Here is an 18,860-nt window from a genome sequence, read left to right as displayed (position 1 = left end):
AATATGAAACTACCTATTCTTACCCTGGCTGCCGCTTTATTCGCCACCGGCAGCTGCCTTGCACAGGTGAAAGGTTATGTTTACCTGGATGCCAACAGCAATGGAAAAATGGACAAAAAGGAAAAAGGCGTTGCCGGCGTAGGCGTCAGCAACGGGCTGGAAGTGGTGCAGACCGACGACAAAGGCTTTTACACGCTGCCCGAGCGGCAGGACCAGGTGATCTTTGCCATCAAACCATCCGGCTACCAGTTCCTGCTGGATTCCAACAACCTTGCGAAAAATTACCACCTCATCAAACCGCAGGGCGCACCGCAGGATTTTAAATACAAAGGCGCCGCCCCCACCGGTCCCACACCCGCGCTCGTAAACTTCGCGCTTCGCCAGCAGGCGGAGGGCAACGATTTCCGCGTGCTCGTTTTTGGCGATCCGCAGCCCTACACCATGGAAGAGATCGAACATTTTGAAAAAGGCGTGGTGGCCGAAGTGGAGGGGATCAAAAATATTGCCTTCGGCCTCAGCCTCGGCGATCTCGTGGGCGACAACCTCAGCCTTCACCAGCCCTACATCAGGGCGGTGAAAAAAGTGGGATTGCCCTGGTACAATGTAATGGGCAACCACGACATGAACTACGAAGCCAAAACGGACAGCCTCAGCGACGAAACATTCGAAGCCAATTTCGGCCCTGCCAACTATTCCTTCAATGTGGGCAATGCGCACTTCATTGTGCTGGACGATATCCTTTACCCAGACCCGCGCGACGGGAAAGGCTACTGGGGCGGTTTCAGGGAAGACCAGCTGCAGTTTATCGAAAACGATCTGAAATTTGTGGGCAAAGACAAGCTCGTTGTACTGTCGTTCCATATCCCACTGCTGAACGAGAACGGCCAGGCCTTCCGCCAGGCGGACCGCGACCGCCTGTTCAGCCTGCTGAAGGATTTCCCCAACACGCTGTCTCTCTCCGCCCACACGCATCTGCAGCGCCAGAATTTCTATGGTAAAGAAGACGGCTGGCTCCAGGAAAAACCGCATCATGAATATAATGCCGGCACCACTTCCGGCGACTGGTACTCCGGCCAGCTGAACGCACAGGGCGTTCCCGCCTCCACCATGCGCGACGGCACGCCCAAAGGCTATGCTTTCCTCAACATCTCCGGCAACCAATACACGATCGATTACAAAGTAGCCGGCCAGCCTGAAGGTTACCAGATGGCCCTCTTCGCGCCGAAAGTGATCAAAAAGGGCCAGAACAGCTCTTCATCGATCTACGCGAATTTCTTTATGGGCGCCAAAGGTGATAAAGTGGAATATTCCGTGGACGGGGGAGCTTTCAAGCCTATGGACTACATAGAAGACTACGATCCCAATTACCTGGACATCCTTCACCTGTTTGACCATACAGAAAAAGTGCTGCCCGGCAGGCGGCCTTCCAACGCACAGGCCTGCACCCACCTGTGGTCCGTGAAAGCGCCGTTCAGGCTGAACGCCGGCAAACACACAGTGACCGTAAAGGCCACCGACCGCTACGGCAAAACGTATACACAGTCTGTAGACTACACGATCGCAGAGTAAGTAAAGCAGCTATAAAACAAACAGGCCGTTCCGGTAACCGGGCGGCCTGCTTTATTTTCAGAAGAAGTATTTTCTTAACGGTGAAGGGCCGGACTGATGCGGAGATACACCTGCGCGCTCAGCGGATTCTTCCCGTAAATGCCGTACAGCGCTTTATCCTGTACATTCACCGTACCTTGTGCGCCCACTGCCAGGTTTGTTTTCCAGATGGTGGCCAGCGTGTGGGCATATCCTAACGTGAAAGCATGTACGCTGAATTTCGCTTCGCCCAGCTCATCTTCCAGCTGCAATTCATGTGTGCTCTTTTCAACGAATTCGTACCGGCCGTAGATAGCGTTCTTTTGTAGCTGCAAATTGCTTTCGGCCAGGAATGAATGTTCTTTGTGCCCGTCGCTTTTGTTGTTGAGGCCCCATACGGCTGTGGAAGCCACAAAGCTGCCGGGTTTGCGCAGCAGCGCGGTATGAATGGCGGAAGCGGTGGTGCGGGTGATGTTCTCTTCCGGCTCCAGCGTTTCGGGGCTGTGTACGAATGCCTGTGAGAACTGTAGCGCCCATTGTTTGGAAGGGTTATAGCTCAGGCGGTATGCATAGCTGTCGAACAGCGGCTTGTCAAAGTCGTAACGGTTCTCATCCGGCTCGCGGCCTGTGAAGCTGGAGAATTCCGCTTTCAGCTGTTTGTACCGGAAGCCCAGCGTACCCACGCCGAAGGTGATGTGCGTCGCATCCTGCCAGTGGTGGCCCAGCGGCGCATCGGGGTTGTTCATGGCCGATACGCGGTGCATGAAGGCGGGCGCGCTGATAGTCGGCTCGCCGGGATAGCCGAGGTAGGCATACACATCCATGTCTTTATTGATCGCATAAGTATACCCTACGCTGAGCGCCGCAAAAAGATCGTGCGGGTGCTGGCGGTCCACCAGGGCTTTGCCTTCCCATGTTTCCCCGCTCTGGAACAGCAGCGGGTAACCGGCGCCGCCCATCACGGGCTTGTCGAAGCTCAGCATTACGGTAGCGTTCAGCAATCCCTTTTTACCTACGCGGTGGTTCATCATACCCATGAACCAGTTGGGCGCATCCAGCTTAGCCGCGCCGCGGGAGCCTTTGGCCGTGAAGTCTGTGGATGTATACCGCAGGAATATGTTGCCATGGAACATAAAAGAAGTTTTCCCCTTCTGTGCCATATACATGTACATGGGACTGTTATCAGGCAGCCAGCTGGTACCGGAGCCGTTCCTGTTCATGGGAAGGTTCAGGGAATAGGCGCTGGTCATATTGCTCATGTCGTGCCCTTCATGCATATCATGACCCTTGTGCATGTCGTGCCCGGCGTGCATGGAAGTGTCTTTGGCGGGAACAGTGTCTTTTTTCGCGGGCATATGATGGTCGTGTTGCGCCTGCGCACCGAGGGCTGTTCCTATCAGCAGCAGTAGTCCTGTTAAATGTTTCATGTGTACTTATTTGTCTCTTCAATGGCCACATGGGATCTGCACTTCGTGCGGAACTCATGTGTACTTATTTGTCTCTTCAATGGCCACATGGGATCTGCACTTCGTGCGGAACTCATGTGTACTTATTTGTCTCGTCAATGGCCACATGGGATCTGCACTTCGTGTTGATCTCATGTGTGCCGGTTTATTTACAGCAATTCTTCTTTACAAATAATGACCGGACGAACCGGAGGATGCTTTTAACGATCTTAACCATGGTACCTGTCTTAATCTGCAACAAAGGTAAGGCCACACTGATTGTTGATCGTTATACAATTATGGTGATTCGTTATATGATTCAGGAAGCACAGCTGATGAAATTCATTTTGCGCTCTGAGGCTGTTCAGGCCGGTAGCGGAATTTCTAATCAGGTGTGTCATCCTGAAACTGACTTTCATCAGTGACCAGCATCACCGCCCGGCTTGACTGCCCTCATAGTCTGGGACAACAGCAGGAAATACTTTTAGGGCATGATTTCAGAAGCCCGGGATACCCAGCAACAATGCGTCCACTGCGGAGAACCTTGTACCGGCGGTGCCAGGTTCTGCTGCAACGGTTGTAAAATGGTATATGAGTTATTAGAAGAAAACGGCCTTTGCCGGTATTATACCCTGAATGAAAAGCCGGGACTTGCCCAGCGCGCGCCCGTCAGAAAGGACAAATTCGCCTTCCTGGACGATGAGCGTACTCAGCAGCTGCTGCTGCAATACAAGGATGCGGAATTCATCCACGTAACCTTCCTTATCCCCGCCATTCATTGCAGCTCCTGCCTCTGGCTGCTGGAAAACCTTTCCAGGCTGGATGCAGGTGTGCAGCAGGTACAGGTGAACTTTACCAGAAAAGAAGCAAAGATCATCTACCGGCATGCCTCCACTTCCATGCGAAAAGTGGCCGAGACCCTCACGGCCATAGGATATGAGCCGTGCATCAGCCTGCAGGACCTGAAGAAACAAACAAAACCTTCCAACCGGAAACTCATTTACCAGCTCGGTGTAGCGGGATTCTGCTTTGCCAATATCATGCTGCTCAGCTTCCCCGAATATTTCTCCCGCCCGGGGCATATGGAAAGCGGCATGTCCGTTATTTTCCGCTATCTCAACCTGGCGTTATCCCTTCCCGTAGTGTTCTTCAGCGCACAGGCCTTTTATAAACCCGCATGGAAAGGCCTCAGGCACGGGTTCCTGAATATTGATGCTCCTATAGTGCTGGCCATATTGGTCACCTTCGTACGCAGTCTCGCCGATGTGATCAGCGGCACCGGCGCCGGGTATTTCGACAGCATGACCGGCATCGTACTCTTTATGCTCATAGGCAGGCTGCTGCAGGAAAAAACATACCAGGGGCTCACATTCGACAGGGATTATACCGCTTATTTCCCCATAGCCGTCACCGTAATAACGAACGAAACGGAAATCCCGACCCGCCTGCCCGATGTAAAAAACGGCGACACCCTTCTGATCCATCACGAAGAACTCGTGCCGGCGGACGGCATCCTGGTTCGGGGCAAAGCTCTGATAGACTACAGTTTTGTAACCGGGGAATCCGCGCCCGTACTGAAACAGACGGGTGAGATCATCTATGCCGGCGGGCGGCAGCTGGAAGGCAATATGGAGCTGCTGGTGATCAAGGAAGTGGCGCAGAGTTACCTGACCAGTCTCTGGAACCGGGATGATCTGCGGGAAGAGCAGCGGCCGAAAGCGTCCTTCATTCACTTGCTGGGCCAGTATTTCAGCTGGGTGGTACTGACCGTTGCAGCCGTAACCGCTCTTTACTGGGGCATTTACGATGCTTCAAAGATCTGGCCTTCGGTAACGGCCATACTCATCATTGCCTGCCCTTGCGCATTATTGCTTGCCGCGTCCTTCACCAATGGCCACATCCTCCGCATACTCAGCCGCCACCGCCTCTACCTGCGAAATGCGCAGGCCATCGAAAGCCTGGCCGGCACGTCCCATATTGTATTCGATAAAACAGGCACGCTCACCGGTAAACAAAGCACCGTTACCGAATGGCACGGACGCCCGCTCAGCCTTTCGGAAAAAAGCGCTATCGCCGCCGTCGCCGCATCATCGCGGCATCCGTTCAGCGTACAGGTCAGGGAGCATTGCGGCAAACCGGTGATGCACACGGTCGGCCGGTTTTCAGAGCAACCGGGCATGGGATTGCAGGGATGGGTTCACCAGATGCATATACAGCTGGGAAGCGCAACATATACCGGCGCGAAAGAACCGGGCAACAGCAGCGGCAGCACCGTACACCTGAATATCAACGGCGATCACGCCGGGTATTTCCTCATACGGCATGCCTATCGCAAAGGGATGGAGCCGATGCTGAAAGAATTGCAGAAAGGCTACCGTCTTTCCCTGATTTCGGGCGACCAGCCCGGCGAAGCCGGTAACCTCCGTAAAATGATGGGCGCTGAAGCCGTATTGAAATTCAGGCAACAGGCGCATGATAAGCTGGATTACATTCTCGGTTTGCGGACGCAGGGCGAACAGGTGCTCATGATCGGCGACGGCCTGAATGACGCCGGCGCGCTGAAGCAAAGCAATACCGGCATTTCACTGGCAGAGAACAGCAACAACTTTACGCCTGCCAGCAATGGCATTCTTGAAGCATCGCAGCTGCATAAGCTCCCGGCGTTCATCCGTCTCTGTAAGATCAATAAACGGATCATCCTCTTCAGCTTCGCATATAGCACAGCGTATAATATAACAGGATTGTTCTTTGCCGTGCAGGGCCACCTGTCGCCGCTTACAGCGGCCATACTCATGCCTGCCAGCTCTATCAGCATCATCCTGCTCACCTACGCACTGAGCGAATGGGCCGGCAGGAGGCTGTTACGTTGATGACAGTCACTCCCGGCATTGATCGTGGTCATAAACCCGCGGTCCCCCGCAAAGTACCTTTACACTATCAATTAAAACGACACCTTCCCATGAGCGTGATTACCCTCTTGCTGGGCGCCAGCCTGGCTGTGGCGCTGTTTTTTCTCGCCAGCTTCATCTGGTCTGTGAAAGACGGGCAATATGAAGACGACTTTTCTCCCGCCCACCGCATTTTGTTTGAAGAAGAAACCGATAAAGAATAAACCAAGCAATATGTCCCTCGAAAAATTTTCTTACGACAACCGTACCGTGAAATGGTTTGCCTACGCCACAATGTTCTGGGGCCTCGTCGGAATGCTGGCGGGGCTGTGGGCGGCTATAGCGCTGGTGCGCCCCGAGATGAATCTCGGGTATGCGCCGGTGACCTTCGGCAGGCTGCGGCCCGTTCATACTAATGCCGTGATCTTTGCCTTTGTGGGCAACGGCATTTTTATGGGCGTGTATTATTCCCTGCAACGGCTTTGTAAAGCCCGCATGTACAGCGACCTGCTGAGCAAGATACATTTCTGGGGCTGGCAGGCCATCATCGCCGGGGGCGCGCTCACCCTGTTCATGGGCTACACCACCGGGAAAGAATACGCAGAACTGGAATGGCCTTTTGATATTGCCATCACGCTGATCTGGCTGGTATTCGGCGCCAATATGCTGGGCACCATCCTAAAGCGGCGCGTGGCGCACCTCTACGTGGCTATCTGGTTCTATATCGGCACCTGGGTGGCCGTGGCAATGCTGCATATCATCAATTCCTTTGAAATGCCGCTTTCCCTGTTCAAAAGTTACTCATGGTACGCCGGCGTCCAGGATGCACTGGTACAATGGTGGTACGGGCACAATGCGGTGGCGTTTTTCCTCACTACGCCCTACCTCGGACTGATGTATTACTTCGTACCCAAAGCCGCCAACCGCCCGGTATACTCCTACCGCTGGTCTATCATCCACTTCTGGTCGCTCATCTTCATCTACATCTGGGCCGGGCCGCACCACCTGTTGTATACCGCGCTGCCCGAATGGGCGCAGAGCCTCGGCACCGTGTTTTCTATCATGCTGATCGCGCCTTCATGGGGCGGCATGCTCAATGGCCTGCTTACCTTGCGCGGCGCCTGGGACCGTGTGCGGGAAGACGCCATCCTGAAATTTTTCGTAGTCGCGCTAACCTGTTACGGCATGGCCACATTCGAAGGCCCGATGCTCAGTTTGAAAAATGTAAACGCTATCAGCCACTATACGGATTGGACCATCGCGCATGTGCACATCGGGGCCCTCGGCTGGAACGGTTTCCTCACATTCGGGATATTATACTGGATGATTCCACGGCTTTTCTCCACCACGCTGTATTCCGGAAAATGGGCCAATACGCACTTCTGGATAGGCACGCTGGGTATCATCCTCTATGCAGTGCCCCTGTACTGGGCAGCCTTTACGCAGAGCATGATGTGGAAACAGTTTACAGAAGACGGCACACTTCGCTTCCAGTTCCTCGAAACTGTGACCTCCATTGTGCCCATGTACGCGCTGCGCGCATTGGGTGGATTATTATATGTAAGCGGCCTGATACTGATGATCGTGAACATCATGAAAACCATCCGCCGCGGCTCTTTTGTAGCCAACGAGTCCGCAGAGGCCGCGCCGCTGGTAAAGACCGACGCCGCCTACGGCACCTCCCACTGGCACAACTGGATAGAGCGCAGGCCCGTGCAGATGGTGATATTCAGCCTGGTTGTAGTAGGTATCGGCGGCGTATTCGAAATGGTACCTACCTTTCTCATCAAAAGTAATATTCCGACCATCAGCAGCGTGAAACCTTATACACCGCTGGAACTTCACGGCCGCGATGTATACATCCGCGAAGGTTGTTATACCTGCCACTCCCAGATGATACGCCCTTTCCGCGATGAAGTGGCCCGCTACGGCGACTACTCCAAAGCCGGCGAATTCATTTACGACCATCCCTTCCAGTGGGGATCCAAGAGAACAGGCCCCGACCTGGCGCGCCTCGGCGGCAAATACCCCGATAGCTGGCATTATAATCATATGCTCGATCCAACGTCTATGAGTCCAGGCTCCATCATGCCATCCTATCCCTGGTTGTTCGACAGCAATATCGACAATGCCAAAACGCCGGCGATGATCAATGTGATGCGCAGGCTGGGCGTTCCATACCCTGAGGGATATGAACTGCGGGCAAAATCCGATCTCGAACAACAGGCCCGCCAGATAACGGCTAACCTGAAAAAAGATAAGCTGGATATACCGGCAAACCGCGAGATCATCGCGCTGATCGCATATATGCAAAGACTCGGAAAAGACATTAAAGTAATCGCCGATAAAAACTAAAGTGTATGAAATTCATCAATTACCTGAAATCGATAGACGATGTCAGCATCTATCCTATGGTCTCGCTCATCATTTTCTCCGCCTTCTTCCTGCTGGCAGCATGGTGGGCGTTCAAGGCAGACCGGAAGATGATGGAGCATATCAGCGGGCTTCCATTAGACGATAACGATTCACTTAAAAACCAGTAGGGTATGAGATCTATACTGACCTTCATAATACTCTTTTCATCCCTCACAGCATCTTCGCAGAGTACGCCGGGCCAGGGTTACGGCCAGCTGACCCACCCGGTTGCATTGTTGCTGCTTTCCGTGGCCGCCGGGCTGCTGCTCGCTATTATCATCCTCGGGTATACGGTACTGGCGGCTACGGATATCTTCCGCGAAAGAATGAAAAAGCTGCCGATTATACTGTTGCTGCCCGCCGCTTCGCAAACCGCCGGCGCACAATCCGGCAATGTAGTCAGCGGCTTGCCCGACAATGTATTTTACATGCTGCTCTCCGTTATCGCGCTGGAGTTGCTGGTATTGCTTTTCCTGCTGCAAGCCCTCCGGGTGCTCACAGGCATTTCCGGCAAACGCAAACCCGGGAAAGTAAAAGCTCCAAAACCGCACGTCAGCTGGATGGACAGGCTTAACCGCACACGCAGCGTTGATGCCGCCGCAGAAACGGAAGCCGATATGGGGCATGATTACGACGGCATCCGCGAACTGAACAACCCAACCCCGCCCTGGTGGAGATGGGGATTTTATTTCAGCATGGTGTTCGCCGTGGTCTACCTCTGGCGCTACCACGTTACCCATGCCGCCCCACTGCAGCTCGAAGAACTCGACATCGCAAACCGAAAAGCTGCCGCGGCAAAAGAAGAATACCTGAAAAACGCAGCCAACAATATCGACGAGCACTCCGTAACGCTCATCACGGATGCGGCGGAACTGGATGCCGCCCGGAAAGTTTTCTCCACCAACTGTGCAGCATGCCACGGCCCCGAAGGGCAAGGACTTGTAGGTCCAAACCTGACAGACCCATACTGGCTGCACGGCGGAAAAGTGAACGAGATATTTTCCACCATCAAATACGGCGTGCCCGATAAAGGCATGAAATCCTGGAAAGACGACTTGTCGCCCAAACAGATCGCCCAGCTGACCGGCTTCATACGTTCGCTGCAGGGTGCGAAACCCGCCAATCCTAAAGACGCAGAAGGACAGAAAGAATAATACAATGAAAGAAGAAGAGGAAAAATACCGCGACAGCCTGGCCACCGTCAATGAGCGGGGAAATCGCAACTGGATCTTTGCAAAACAGCCCAAAGGCCGGCTCTATAATGCCAGGACCGTCGTGAGCGTCTGTTGTTTCTTATTGTTTTTCAGCCTGCCGTTCATTCACATCAACGGCAGGCCCCTGTTCCTGTTTAATGTCGTGGACGGAAGGTTTATCCTCTTCGGCGCGGTGTTCTGGCCGCAGGATTTTTTCATCTTCGGACTGGTCATGGTCGCCTTTATCCTGTTCATTGTATTGTTCACCATGGCATTCGGGCGGCTGTTCTGCGGATGGGTTTGCCCGCAGACCATTTTCATGGAAATGCTTTTCCGGCGTATCGAATACATGATAGAGGGTACCGCCGCCGCACAGAAAGTGCTCAACCGTGGCCCCTGGACCACCCAAAAGGCGATAAAAAAAATACTCAAACACAGCATTTTTTTCCTCCTGTCTTTTTTTATCGCCAACACTTTTCTCGCTTATATCATCGGCACCGGTGAGCTGTGGAAGATCGTTACCGAACCGCTGTCTGCCCATGCCGGCGGGTTTGCGGCGATAATGGTCTTCTCTTTTGTATTCTATGCTGTGTTCGCTTTTTTCCGTGAACAGGTATGCACCATCGTTTGCCCCTACGGCAGGCTTCAAAGCGTGCTGCTTGACAAGGATTCTGTGGTGGTCGCATATGATCACGCGCGTGGTGAGCCGCGGGGGAAACTCTCAAAAAAGGAGACCGGGAAAAAAGATTGCAGCTGCACGAATTGCGGGGGCTGCAGTAGGATCATCCCGCCGCCCATGGGCGACTGCATAGACTGCCTGCAATGCGTGCAGGTCTGTCCCACCGGCATAGACATCCGCAACGGCACGCAACTGGAATGCATAAACTGCACCGCCTGCATGGATGCCTGCGATTTTATGATGGAAAAAACCGGGCGGCCCAAAGGGCTGATCCGCTATGCATCCGAAAACGGGATAACGGAAAAGAAAAAGCTGCGGTTCACCCCTCGGCTGAAGACCTATACCACCGTGCTCCTGCTGCTCATTACGGCTATCACCGTCATGCTGGCCAGCCGGAAACCAGCGGGCGCCACCGTGATGCGCACAGCGGGCATGCTGTACCAGGAGCGCGGGAAAGACAGCATCAGCAACCTCTACCGCATCAAGCTCATCAACAAGACCACGGCAGATATGCCCGTCACCCTGCGGCTGGATGGCATCGAAGGAAGAGTGGAACTGATCGGCCATCCTTACATCCGCATCAAAGCGGAAGGCCAGGGAGAAGGCACATTCTTCATCGTATTGCCACGGCATGCGGTCAGCAAAAGAAAATCGATGCTGAAAATAGGGCTGTACGAAGGCAGCAAACAGGTGCTTAGTACGCGCACCACATTTCTCGGACCTGTAAAATAAAAAGCTATGAACTGGGGACATTCCATCATTCTCGTATTTATCATATTCGCTGCCGGCATCATCACGCTCGTTACCAAAAGCATGCAGACCCGTATAGACATGGTCACAAATGATTACTACGCGGAAGAACTGAAATTCCAGCAGGTGATCGACGGCCAGCGTAATGCCGGCGGGCTCTCCTCCCCCGTATCTGTAAGCCAGCAGGGAAACCTTGTCCTCATCACGTTCCCGGAGGAATTGCGGAACATCCCTGCTAAGGGACAGGTGCATTTTTACCGGCCTTCCGATTCACGGCACGATTTCACCACACCGCTTACGATCGATGCTGAAGGGAAAATTACCGTGCCGGGAGAGCATCTGCGGAAGGGGAACTACCATGTAAAACTTCAATGGGAGCAGGGTGGCGCCGCTTATTTCCAGGAAACCGAAATCTTTATTCGATGAACATCGTATTACCTGCCATCATTCTCGGCTTCCTAGGGAGCTTCCACTGCATCGGTATGTGCGGCCCGATTGCGCTCACCCTGCCCGTGCAGCAGTTCAAAGGGGTCAGGAGATTATCCGGCATCCTTTTGTACAATACAGGGAGAATTACCGCATACATGCTGATGGGCACATTGTTCGGCTGGATCGGCCGCCAGTTCTACATCGGCGGCTTGCAGCAATGGCTGTCTGTATCACTGGGCGTACTGCTCCTGGCGACCATAATCTTCCACCGCCACCTGCCTGCGCCCAGGCTGGCCTTTCTCCGTTCCTGGCTGGGGCGGCTGCTGTCGCGCCAGCGGTTCAGCACCTTATATTCGATTGGCTTCCTCAACGGCTTCCTGCCCTGCGGACTGGTGTACATGGCAATTGCGGGTGCGCTGGCGGCGGGAAATATCGCAGGTGGCGCATTGTTCATGGCTGCTTTTGGCGCAGGTACGCTTCCTGCCATGATGGCCGTTACCTGGTTCAGCCAGCTCATCAGTATACCTGTGAGGCACCGGATACGGCAGGCTATTCCACTGGTGGTAGGCATCATGGCCGTACTGCTCATACTGCGCGGCATGAACCTCGGCATTCCGTATGTCAGCCCGGTAATGGCGCCCGAACAATCACAGCAGGCACATCAGCATTGTCATTAAAAACCGTAACATGAAACTTCTTAAAAAATACGATACGGCGGCGCCACGATATACCAGCTACCCCACCGTTCCTTACTGGAATACGGCCGGGTTCAGCAAAGATGAATGGGCGCCCCGCTTCCAGGCATCTTTTACTGCTGCCAACAGTGTAACCGGCATAACGCTCTATATTCATCTTCCTTTTTGTGAACAGCTTTGCACTTATTGCGGCTGCAACAAATACATCACGAAGAATCACGGCCACGAAACACCTTACATAGATACCGTGATAAAGGAATGGGAACTGTACTGCCAGCTGTTCAGCGAACCGCCTTGCATCCGTGAGCTTCACCTTGGCGGCGGAACGCCCACCTTCTTCAGTCCCGGAAATCTGCGCCGCCTGCTTGAAAATATCTTTTCTACCGCTACCCTCCTGCCCGATGCAGACCTTAGCTTCGAAGGCCACCCCAACAACACGACGGAAGATCACCTGCAAACCCTTTACGATCTGGGGTTCCGGCGTATGAGTCTTGGCATACAGGACCTGAACCCCGATATACAAACAATCATCCACCGCATCCAGCCGTTTGAGAATGTGGAGCGGGTTGTAACAGCCGCCCGGCGGATCGGCTACCGGTCTGTGAACTTCGACCTGATCTACGGCCTGCCCCTGCAAACCGCCGCTTCCATCAGGCATACCATCAGCCAGGTGACGCAGCTGCGGCCCAACCGGATTTCATTTTACGGTTACGCCCACGTTCCCTGGATCAAAGGCAACGGCCAGCGGCTCTTCTCTGAAAAAGACCTCCCTCATGGAGCCGCCAGGCTCGCTTTGTATCAAACGGGCAGATCGTTGCTGGAGCAGCATGGCTACACGGAGATCGGTATGGATCATTTCGCGCTGCCGGACGATCCCCTGTTCCTTGCCTGGAAGAACGGCAGCCTTCACCGCAATTTTATGGGCTACACTATTTCACATACCGATATGCTGTTAGGCCTGGGAGTATCCGCCATCAGCGACGGCCATTCTGTTTATACGCAAAATGAAAAAACATTATCTGCATACCAGGAGGTGGTTCAGGCAGGGGAACTGCCTATCATTAAAGGTCACCTGCTCAGCAGCGAAGACCAGTTGCTGCGCAGGCATATCACGGAGTTAATGTGCACCTTCCGGACGAGATGGGATAAGAAGGATGTTCAGTGCACAGCGGTAATAGAAGGCCTTCAGCGGCTGCAGGAGCCTGAGAAGGACGGCCTGGTAATTGTGCAGCGGAACGGCGTTGAAGTGACCGAAAAAGGAAGGCCATACATACGGAATATATGTATGGCCTTCGATGCACAGCTCTGGCGGAGCACTCCGCAGGCAAAGCTTTTCAGCAGCGCTATCTGATCAGATATGATCCAGCGGCTTGCGTTTATCGTCCTTCAGCTGCTTGAAGTGGCTGGGCGTGAGCCCCGTCACTTTTTTGAACTGGCCTGAAAGGTGGGCCACACTGCTGTAACCCAGCTTGTAGGCGATCTCGCTCAGCGTCAGTTCGCCGTATACGAGCAACTCTTTTACCCGTTCTATTTTCTGTTGAATGATGTATTGTTCAATAGTGGTGTTCTCCGTTTCGGAAAACAGCTTGCTCAGCTGGTGGTAATCTTTTTGCAGCTTTTGGGCGAGCAGCGTGGAGAAATTTTCATTCAGCTCGTCCAGCTCGCCGTAATGCACGGTTTCCACTACGAAATTCTTGATGGCTTCCACGGTCTGGTGACGGCGGTCGTCCAGCAGGGTGAACCCTTCTTCTTTCAGCGCTTCTGCAATGCCTTCCATCTGCGAGGCATCGGGGGCCTTTTTCAGCAAAGCCTTTCCCAGGCTCACATCCAGCACTTCCTGCCCCTGGTGCTCCAGCACGTAGCGCACCATTTTAATGCAGCGCGGGCAAACCATGTTCTTGATATGTAATTCTGCCTTGTTCATGTTATTGCTGCTTTCTGATGTTGTAAAAATTGAATTCGTAGCGCACTAAAAAGCTACGGTCCATCACGCGGTCCATATCGCCGTACAGCTGCCAGCGGTAACCGAGGTCCACGCGGGAATTGCTGTTGATGATGAACTGCACTGCCGGCGCCATGTCCACATAATAATTGCGGCGGTACTGGTCCAGGTTGCTTTTGCCGAGGAACTCCACGTACAGGTTCACATTCGTTTGTTTGTAGTTCCTGTACTTGCGCGGGAACAGCAGGTAACCGGCGGAAAGGCTGTAGTTGAGCGCATTCTTCGAAAAGAAAAGCGGCATTTCATCTTTCGTGTTCCGCATATACCGGTCGTAGGCCACTGTACCCGAAAGCGCCAGCTTATGCAACAATTGTGTGGCAACGATGCCGCCGCTTACGCCGGAGGAACCGCCGTCAAGGTCCAGCTCTTCGTTGTTGTACGGTTTGGCGGTATGGTCGTGGTCACGCATGGGCGGCATGTACGGATTGTTGATCAGCGAGCCTTTTACGAAAGCGGCTACCCTGAAATGCGATTGTATGTCATCCACGGAAATGAACCGGTACTTCGCGTACACGCTGGCTCCTTCAAATTCGAACTGCTTCTGCATCATGTTCGAAAAATACGTGCTGGCATGCAGCATCAGTTTTTTGGAGAAGCCGTACATCACTTCCGGCTGCAGGCGGTAGCCTTTGTAATCCACATGATCCATCGGGAAGAACCTGTTGGTGACCCGCACGCCCAGCGAATTGACGGCCATATTGCTGGCCGGTTCGGTATACACGTACAGCTCCTGCGCCTGCGCAGCGGCAGCCGCGCCCGTAAAGGCGAAGAATAAAAATAGTTGCTTCAGCATAGTACGGGCTTAAATGGTTACGTGATATACTCTTTTACCTGCGGGTTTGGTACCGGGCTGGCAGCATTCGGCCATGGTGCCGGTGGCGTAACAGGCCATTTTGGTCTGCGCGCTGTATTTTTTGTACACCCTGGATGTCACGAAGTCCTTGTCGATAATGGTCACTTCTTTTTCACCCTGCAATACCTGCGGTTTCACGTTCATAAAATGCAGCGTTTGCCCGCCGAAAGGTATATGCGTATCATTCTGCACCTTCACCTGGTCGAAATCTGCCGTTACTTTTAGTGTGGCAACGGAAAAGCCGGCGCCTTCCACTTTCTGTTTGATCTGGTCCAGGTTCACGGCTGCATTGGGCTTGAAATGGAGAATAAAGGTCGTGGTGTTCAGATCGGTATCGATCCTGTCCACGAAAGGCAATGTTTTCAGGGCCTTCTGGGTGGCGTTGGAACACATGGCGCAGGTGAGGCCGGCGGCCTGTAAAGCGGCCTTTTTATATTGTGCGGAAGCGGTGAACTGAGCACCGATGAATGCTATGGCTAAGAGGATTGTTTTCATGATCTTGATTTTTCGGGCTAAAGCCCGGTAACAATAATACGTGCGGAATATGGGCACGGTTGTACGGTCCGGGAGAAATTGACCGGAATCAGATCAGGAAAATGCAGTGCTGCTTGTAGAGGGGAAGCGCCGGTATCAGGGGCGGCGCATGAACAGGGGCCCAGGCGTTGAGCACAGGGGTATTAAAAACGGGCTGAAGCCATACAGGCTGAACAGCCACAGGCAGGGCCACCCAGGATTCGGCCATGCCTGCAAAGGCTTTGGCGGCCTGGTGAGAATCGTCCATTTTAAAGAACTTCGCCTCATCTGTACAGCAATCGCCTTTCAGGGGCATGCCGCATTTGGGGCAGGGTTCTTTGGAGGTATCGTGCAGGCCCACGGAAGCCAGCTCGCCCATACAATAATGCGCATTGACACTGAACCCGCTGGTAATCAGCGTGTAAAGTACGGCAAAACATATGGTGAGCATTTTCTTCACGCTACAAATTTAAGATATTCCCGCTGAAATAACACGGCTGTTAATTCACAAACCACCAGCGGATGCCTACCCGCACCGCAAAATCGTTGCTGGGGTACAGCGGGGCGTTAAAATTATAGTTCCACACGAAGGAGTTCAGGTTCTCGCCCCGCACATAGGCGGTGAATGATTTGATCCTGAAGTTCATGAAAGCGGCCACATCGGGCATATTGCTGAACTGCTGGATGTTCTGGTACACGAACTGGCCGATCACGGGGGAATAATCGTCGGCGTAATACGGGGTGTTATATTTCCCTTCCAGCCCCGTATAAAGGTTCAGGTTCTTGAACAGGCGGGCGGTGTAAGCCATCCGCAGCCTTGCCCAGAAGGCGGGCAGCTGCACGGGCGCATCACCGGCGATCTGCTGGAAAGCGGCGTCCGCGTCGAAGGTAAAGCTTCTTACGTCTATGCGCTTGTACACTACCAGCTGCAGCAGGTTGAACAGGCCGGCGAACTGGTCGCTTTCCTTATAGCTTTTGAAATAGGTGTATTTGTTGAAGAGGTAATAATTCGCCGTCACATTATACTTCAGCTGCTTATTGTCCGCCCTGAACTGGATCTGTGTGACGTTCTCCTTGTCCAGGTTATTGTTCAGCCAGACGGCAGACGGCGGGGGCTGATTGGTGCCAAAGTAGCGGTATACGTACGACGGCTCTTTGTTCACGTTCATGGCCATCAGGCTCACGTTGCCGAGGGTTTCGTTGAGGAAGCGGCTGAGGCGGCCCATCACCATGTAATCTCCCGCATTTTCGCCCAGCAGGTAAAATTCGCCTTTGGCCTGGAGGTCCCAGCGCTGGTTACGGGTCTTGTTACGGTATTCGCCATGCACCCTGAAATTCATGAACGATTCGTTCATGGCCTGGAACTGCCCGGCGATGGTCTCCAACGTTCCGCCCAGCTTGATGAAATGCGCAGTGTTGCCGCGAACGGGGAATTGCATGACGGATAGATCGTTGCTCATAATACGCCAGCGGTGGCGGGTATATATGCTGTCGTTGCCCCCCCTGGGTATGCTGAAACCGTATTTTTGGGCATACCAGAGCGAATCCGGCGATTCGTCGATGTACCGGTAGGTATTTTCGGTGTAGCTGAAAGTATGCTCCACCCTGAACAGCGGGTCGAATTTATAGATGTCGGTTGTATCGTTGATGTGGATGGAATCGCCTTTGCCCCAGTCGTACTGCTGGCGCAGCAGGATGCCTGCTTCCTGGTAGGCGTTCTTGGTAGCGATGGAGGTATTGAAAAAGCTGCTGCTCTGCGCGCTGGCGCCGCCCAGGTTGGTGGGAATGAGGCGCAGCTGGGTGAACTCGGGATTCTCCAGGTCCGCGGGGTTCTGCACCCCCCCGTTTTCGCCGCCGTTCAGCTTATTAAGGTAATAACTTGCAAAGAGGTGATACCGTTTGTTCTGGCTGTTATAATTGGCCGTAACACGGTAATTGTCGTGGTTGGTGCTCTGGTTCCGGTAAAAGCCCGGGGAATTGATCTTGCGGTAGGCAAAGGAAAAATTGAACTTCTCTCCCCTGTTCTGCGTATGCATGAGGTTGATCATCTGCTCCTGCTTGGCGCCGATAAGGTAGCCCAGTTCGGAATAAGGCCGGTTGGTATTATAGAAGCGGGCGTTCGTGTGATTGTAGCTGTATATGTCGAAGGCATGAAAACCGGGGTCGAAGCCGGGGATCATGCGCGGGCTGAGCAGCAGGTTGCGGGCCGCGTTGCCATTGTTGCCGAGCGTCATGTAGGAAGCGGGCACGCCCAGGTAATTGAGCTGGAAGTCGGAGATGGTGGAATCCAGCATAAAATCCGTGGGCTCGTCCAGGTAGCGGAAACGGAGCGTGAGGGTATCGGGCTCATGGTCGTGCTTGGTGGTATCGCGCTGCATGGACGAGTTGCCACCGCCGCCGCCAGGAAGGCGGTTGGTATTGAATTGTGCCCGGAGGGCGGAGCCGGAGCATACCAGCAGTAAAAAAACGATAGTGAAATGCCTCATCCTGATGATTCGTGTGGGATCCGCCATTTGTTACAATTGTTGGACCAGTTCGCTGAAAATATATGTTAAATGTGGTTCCGCCCCTTTGGCCGCGGCCAGTACTTCTTCGTGGGTGATCACATTGTCCTCGTCGCGGATGCCCAGATCTGTGATCACGCTCATGGCGAATACTTTCAGGCCGCTGTGGATGGCTACGATCACTTCCGGCACGGTGCTCATACCCACGGCATCGCCCCCGATGGCGTGCATGAACTTGTATTCAGCCCGGGTTTCGAAGGTAGGGCCTTGTACGCCCACGTACACGCCGGTATGTAAAGATATGCCTTTGGTGGAAGCAATCGCTTTCGCGGAGGTTACCAGTTCTTTAGCATAAGGCTCGCTCATGTCCGGGAAGCGGGGGCCGAGTGCGTCCTCATTCCGGCCGCGGAGCGGGTGCTCGGGCTGGAGATTGATATGATCGGTGATGATCATCAGGTCCCCTACACGGAAAGCCTTGTTCATGCCCCCCGCCGCGTTGGAAATGAGCAGGGTATGGATACCCAGGGCTTTCATGACCCGTACGGGAAAGGTGACCTGCTGCATGCTGAGCCCTTCATAATAATGGAAGCGCCCGGCCATCGCCACTACCGGCCTGCCGTTCAGCCGGCCCAGGATAAGCTTGCCGGAATGCCCTTCCACGGTGGCGGGAGGAAAATGAGGGATGTCGGAATAGGGGATCTCCTTACGGTCCGTGATCTCCCCCGCCAGGTTGCCCAGGCCGCTGCCCAGGATAATGCCCGCCACGGGTGTTTCCGCTGCAAACTGCCGTATATAAGCCGTTGCTTCATTGATCTGTACCAGCATAGCCATGATTTGTGCCCGGCAAAGTTAATTCTATATAACATATCATCATCTCCCCCCAAAGAAATCCCTATTCTAAAACATA

General features: G+C 53.7%; 18 protein-coding genes. 11 read left to right on the top strand and 7 right to left on the bottom strand.

From position 1 onward, the window contains the following. Positions 1–3: 3 nt before the first annotated feature. Complete coding sequence (locus ACTJIK_RS08600) at positions 4–1,569, top strand: calcineurin-like phosphoesterase C-terminal domain-containing protein (RefSeq protein ID WP_440645953.1); 1,566 nt, start codon at positions 4–6, stop codon at positions 1,567–1,569. Between the two features lie 74 nt (positions 1,570–1,643). Here the strand turns inward: ACTJIK_RS08600 and ACTJIK_RS08595 are convergent, their stop codons facing one another. Beyond that, positions 1,644–3,014 (bottom strand): hypothetical protein, encoded by a 1,371-nt coding sequence (locus ACTJIK_RS08595; RefSeq protein ID WP_440645952.1) that lies wholly within the window; start codon positions 3,012–3,014, stop codon positions 1,644–1,646. Positions 3,015–3,268: 254 nt separating this feature from the next. Between ACTJIK_RS08595 and ACTJIK_RS08590 the strand changes: the two genes are divergently transcribed. The 10 genes from ACTJIK_RS08590 (at position 3,269) to hemN (ending at position 13,432) form a co-directional block, all read left to right on the top strand. Then, positions 3,269–3,457, top strand: a complete 189-nt coding sequence (locus ACTJIK_RS08590) for a hypothetical protein (protein ID WP_440645951.1) — start codon at positions 3,269–3,271, stop codon at positions 3,455–3,457. A 66-nt stretch (positions 3,458–3,523) separates the two neighbouring features. After that, the gene (locus ACTJIK_RS08585; RefSeq protein ID WP_440645950.1) at positions 3,524–5,902 is read left to right on the top strand and encodes a heavy metal translocating P-type ATPase; all 2,379 of its coding nucleotides are present in this window, start codon (positions 3,524–3,526) and stop codon (positions 5,900–5,902) included. Between the two features lie 89 nt (positions 5,903–5,991). Further along, on the top strand, positions 5,992–6,144 hold the full coding sequence (gene ccoS / locus ACTJIK_RS08580) for a cbb3-type cytochrome oxidase assembly protein CcoS (RefSeq protein ID WP_440645949.1): 153 nt from the start codon (positions 5,992–5,994) through the stop codon (positions 6,142–6,144). A gap of 10 nt (positions 6,145–6,154) precedes the next feature. After that, complete coding sequence (gene ccoN, locus ACTJIK_RS08575; RefSeq protein ID WP_440645948.1) at positions 6,155–8,275, top strand: cytochrome-c oxidase, cbb3-type subunit I; 2,121 nt, start codon at positions 6,155–6,157, stop codon at positions 8,273–8,275. Between the two features lie 5 nt (positions 8,276–8,280). Further along, positions 8,281–8,463: a CcoQ/FixQ family Cbb3-type cytochrome c oxidase assembly chaperone gene (locus ACTJIK_RS08570; protein WP_440645947.1), complete on the top strand. Its 183-nt coding sequence runs from the start codon at positions 8,281–8,283 to the stop codon at positions 8,461–8,463. 3 nt (positions 8,464–8,466) lie between these two features. Continuing rightward, complete coding sequence (locus ACTJIK_RS08565; RefSeq protein WP_440645946.1) at positions 8,467–9,489, top strand: cbb3-type cytochrome c oxidase N-terminal domain-containing protein; 1,023 nt, start codon at positions 8,467–8,469, stop codon at positions 9,487–9,489. A 4-nt stretch (positions 9,490–9,493) separates the two neighbouring features. Further along, entirely contained in the window at positions 9,494–10,939 is a 1,446-nt protein-coding gene (gene ccoG, locus ACTJIK_RS08560) for a cytochrome c oxidase accessory protein CcoG (RefSeq protein WP_440645945.1), read from the top strand. Between the two features lie 6 nt (positions 10,940–10,945). Then, positions 10,946–11,383: a FixH family protein gene (locus ACTJIK_RS08555; protein ID WP_440645944.1), complete on the top strand. Its 438-nt coding sequence runs from the start codon at positions 10,946–10,948 to the stop codon at positions 11,381–11,383. Beyond that, positions 11,380–12,063: a sulfite exporter TauE/SafE family protein gene (locus ACTJIK_RS08550; RefSeq protein WP_440645943.1), complete on the top strand. Its 684-nt coding sequence runs from the start codon at positions 11,380–11,382 to the stop codon at positions 12,061–12,063. The genes ACTJIK_RS08555 and ACTJIK_RS08550 overlap by 4 nt, the downstream gene beginning before the upstream one ends. 10 nt (positions 12,064–12,073) lie before the next feature. Beyond that, on the top strand, positions 12,074–13,432 hold the full coding sequence (hemN, locus tag ACTJIK_RS08545) for an oxygen-independent coproporphyrinogen III oxidase (RefSeq protein WP_440645942.1): 1,359 nt from the start codon (positions 12,074–12,076) through the stop codon (positions 13,430–13,432). Here hemN and ACTJIK_RS08540 read toward each other — a convergent pair whose 3' ends face one another. From ACTJIK_RS08540 to ACTJIK_RS08515, 6 genes are all read right to left on the bottom strand, one after another. Beyond that, positions 13,433–14,005 (bottom strand): helix-turn-helix domain-containing protein, encoded by a 573-nt coding sequence (locus tag ACTJIK_RS08540; RefSeq protein WP_440645941.1) that lies wholly within the window; start codon positions 14,003–14,005, stop codon positions 13,433–13,435. It lies immediately after the preceding gene. Position 14,006: 1 nt separating this feature from the next. After that, a complete protein-coding gene (locus ACTJIK_RS08535; protein WP_440645940.1) occupies positions 14,007–14,876 on the bottom strand; it encodes a hypothetical protein in 870 nt (289 codons plus the stop codon). A gap of 9 nt (positions 14,877–14,885) precedes the next feature. Further along, the gene (locus tag ACTJIK_RS08530) at positions 14,886–15,431 is read right to left on the bottom strand and encodes a heavy-metal-associated domain-containing protein (RefSeq protein WP_440645939.1); all 546 of its coding nucleotides are present in this window, start codon (positions 15,429–15,431) and stop codon (positions 14,886–14,888) included. An 88-nt stretch (positions 15,432–15,519) separates the two neighbouring features. Next, entirely contained in the window at positions 15,520–15,900 is a 381-nt protein-coding gene (locus tag ACTJIK_RS08525; RefSeq protein WP_440646142.1) for an HYC_CC_PP family protein, read from the bottom strand. Positions 15,901–15,949: 49 nt separating this feature from the next. Next, positions 15,950–17,962, bottom strand: a complete 2,013-nt coding sequence (locus ACTJIK_RS08520) for a putative porin (RefSeq protein ID WP_440645938.1) — start codon at positions 17,960–17,962, stop codon at positions 15,950–15,952. 3 nt (positions 17,963–17,965) lie between these two features. Then, a complete protein-coding gene (locus ACTJIK_RS08515; protein WP_440645937.1) occupies positions 17,966–18,778 on the bottom strand; it encodes a purine-nucleoside phosphorylase in 813 nt (270 codons plus the stop codon). Between the last annotated feature and the right edge of the window lie 82 nt (positions 18,779–18,860).

Origin of the sequence: Chitinophaga sp. 22620, assembly GCF_052044405.1 — a bacterium.
In the GTDB taxonomy this organism is placed as follows: domain Bacteria; phylum Bacteroidota; class Bacteroidia; order Chitinophagales; family Chitinophagaceae; genus Chitinophaga.
The sequence above is the reverse complement of the archived record's forward strand: the minus strand, read 5'-3'. Positions and strand labels throughout refer to the sequence as shown.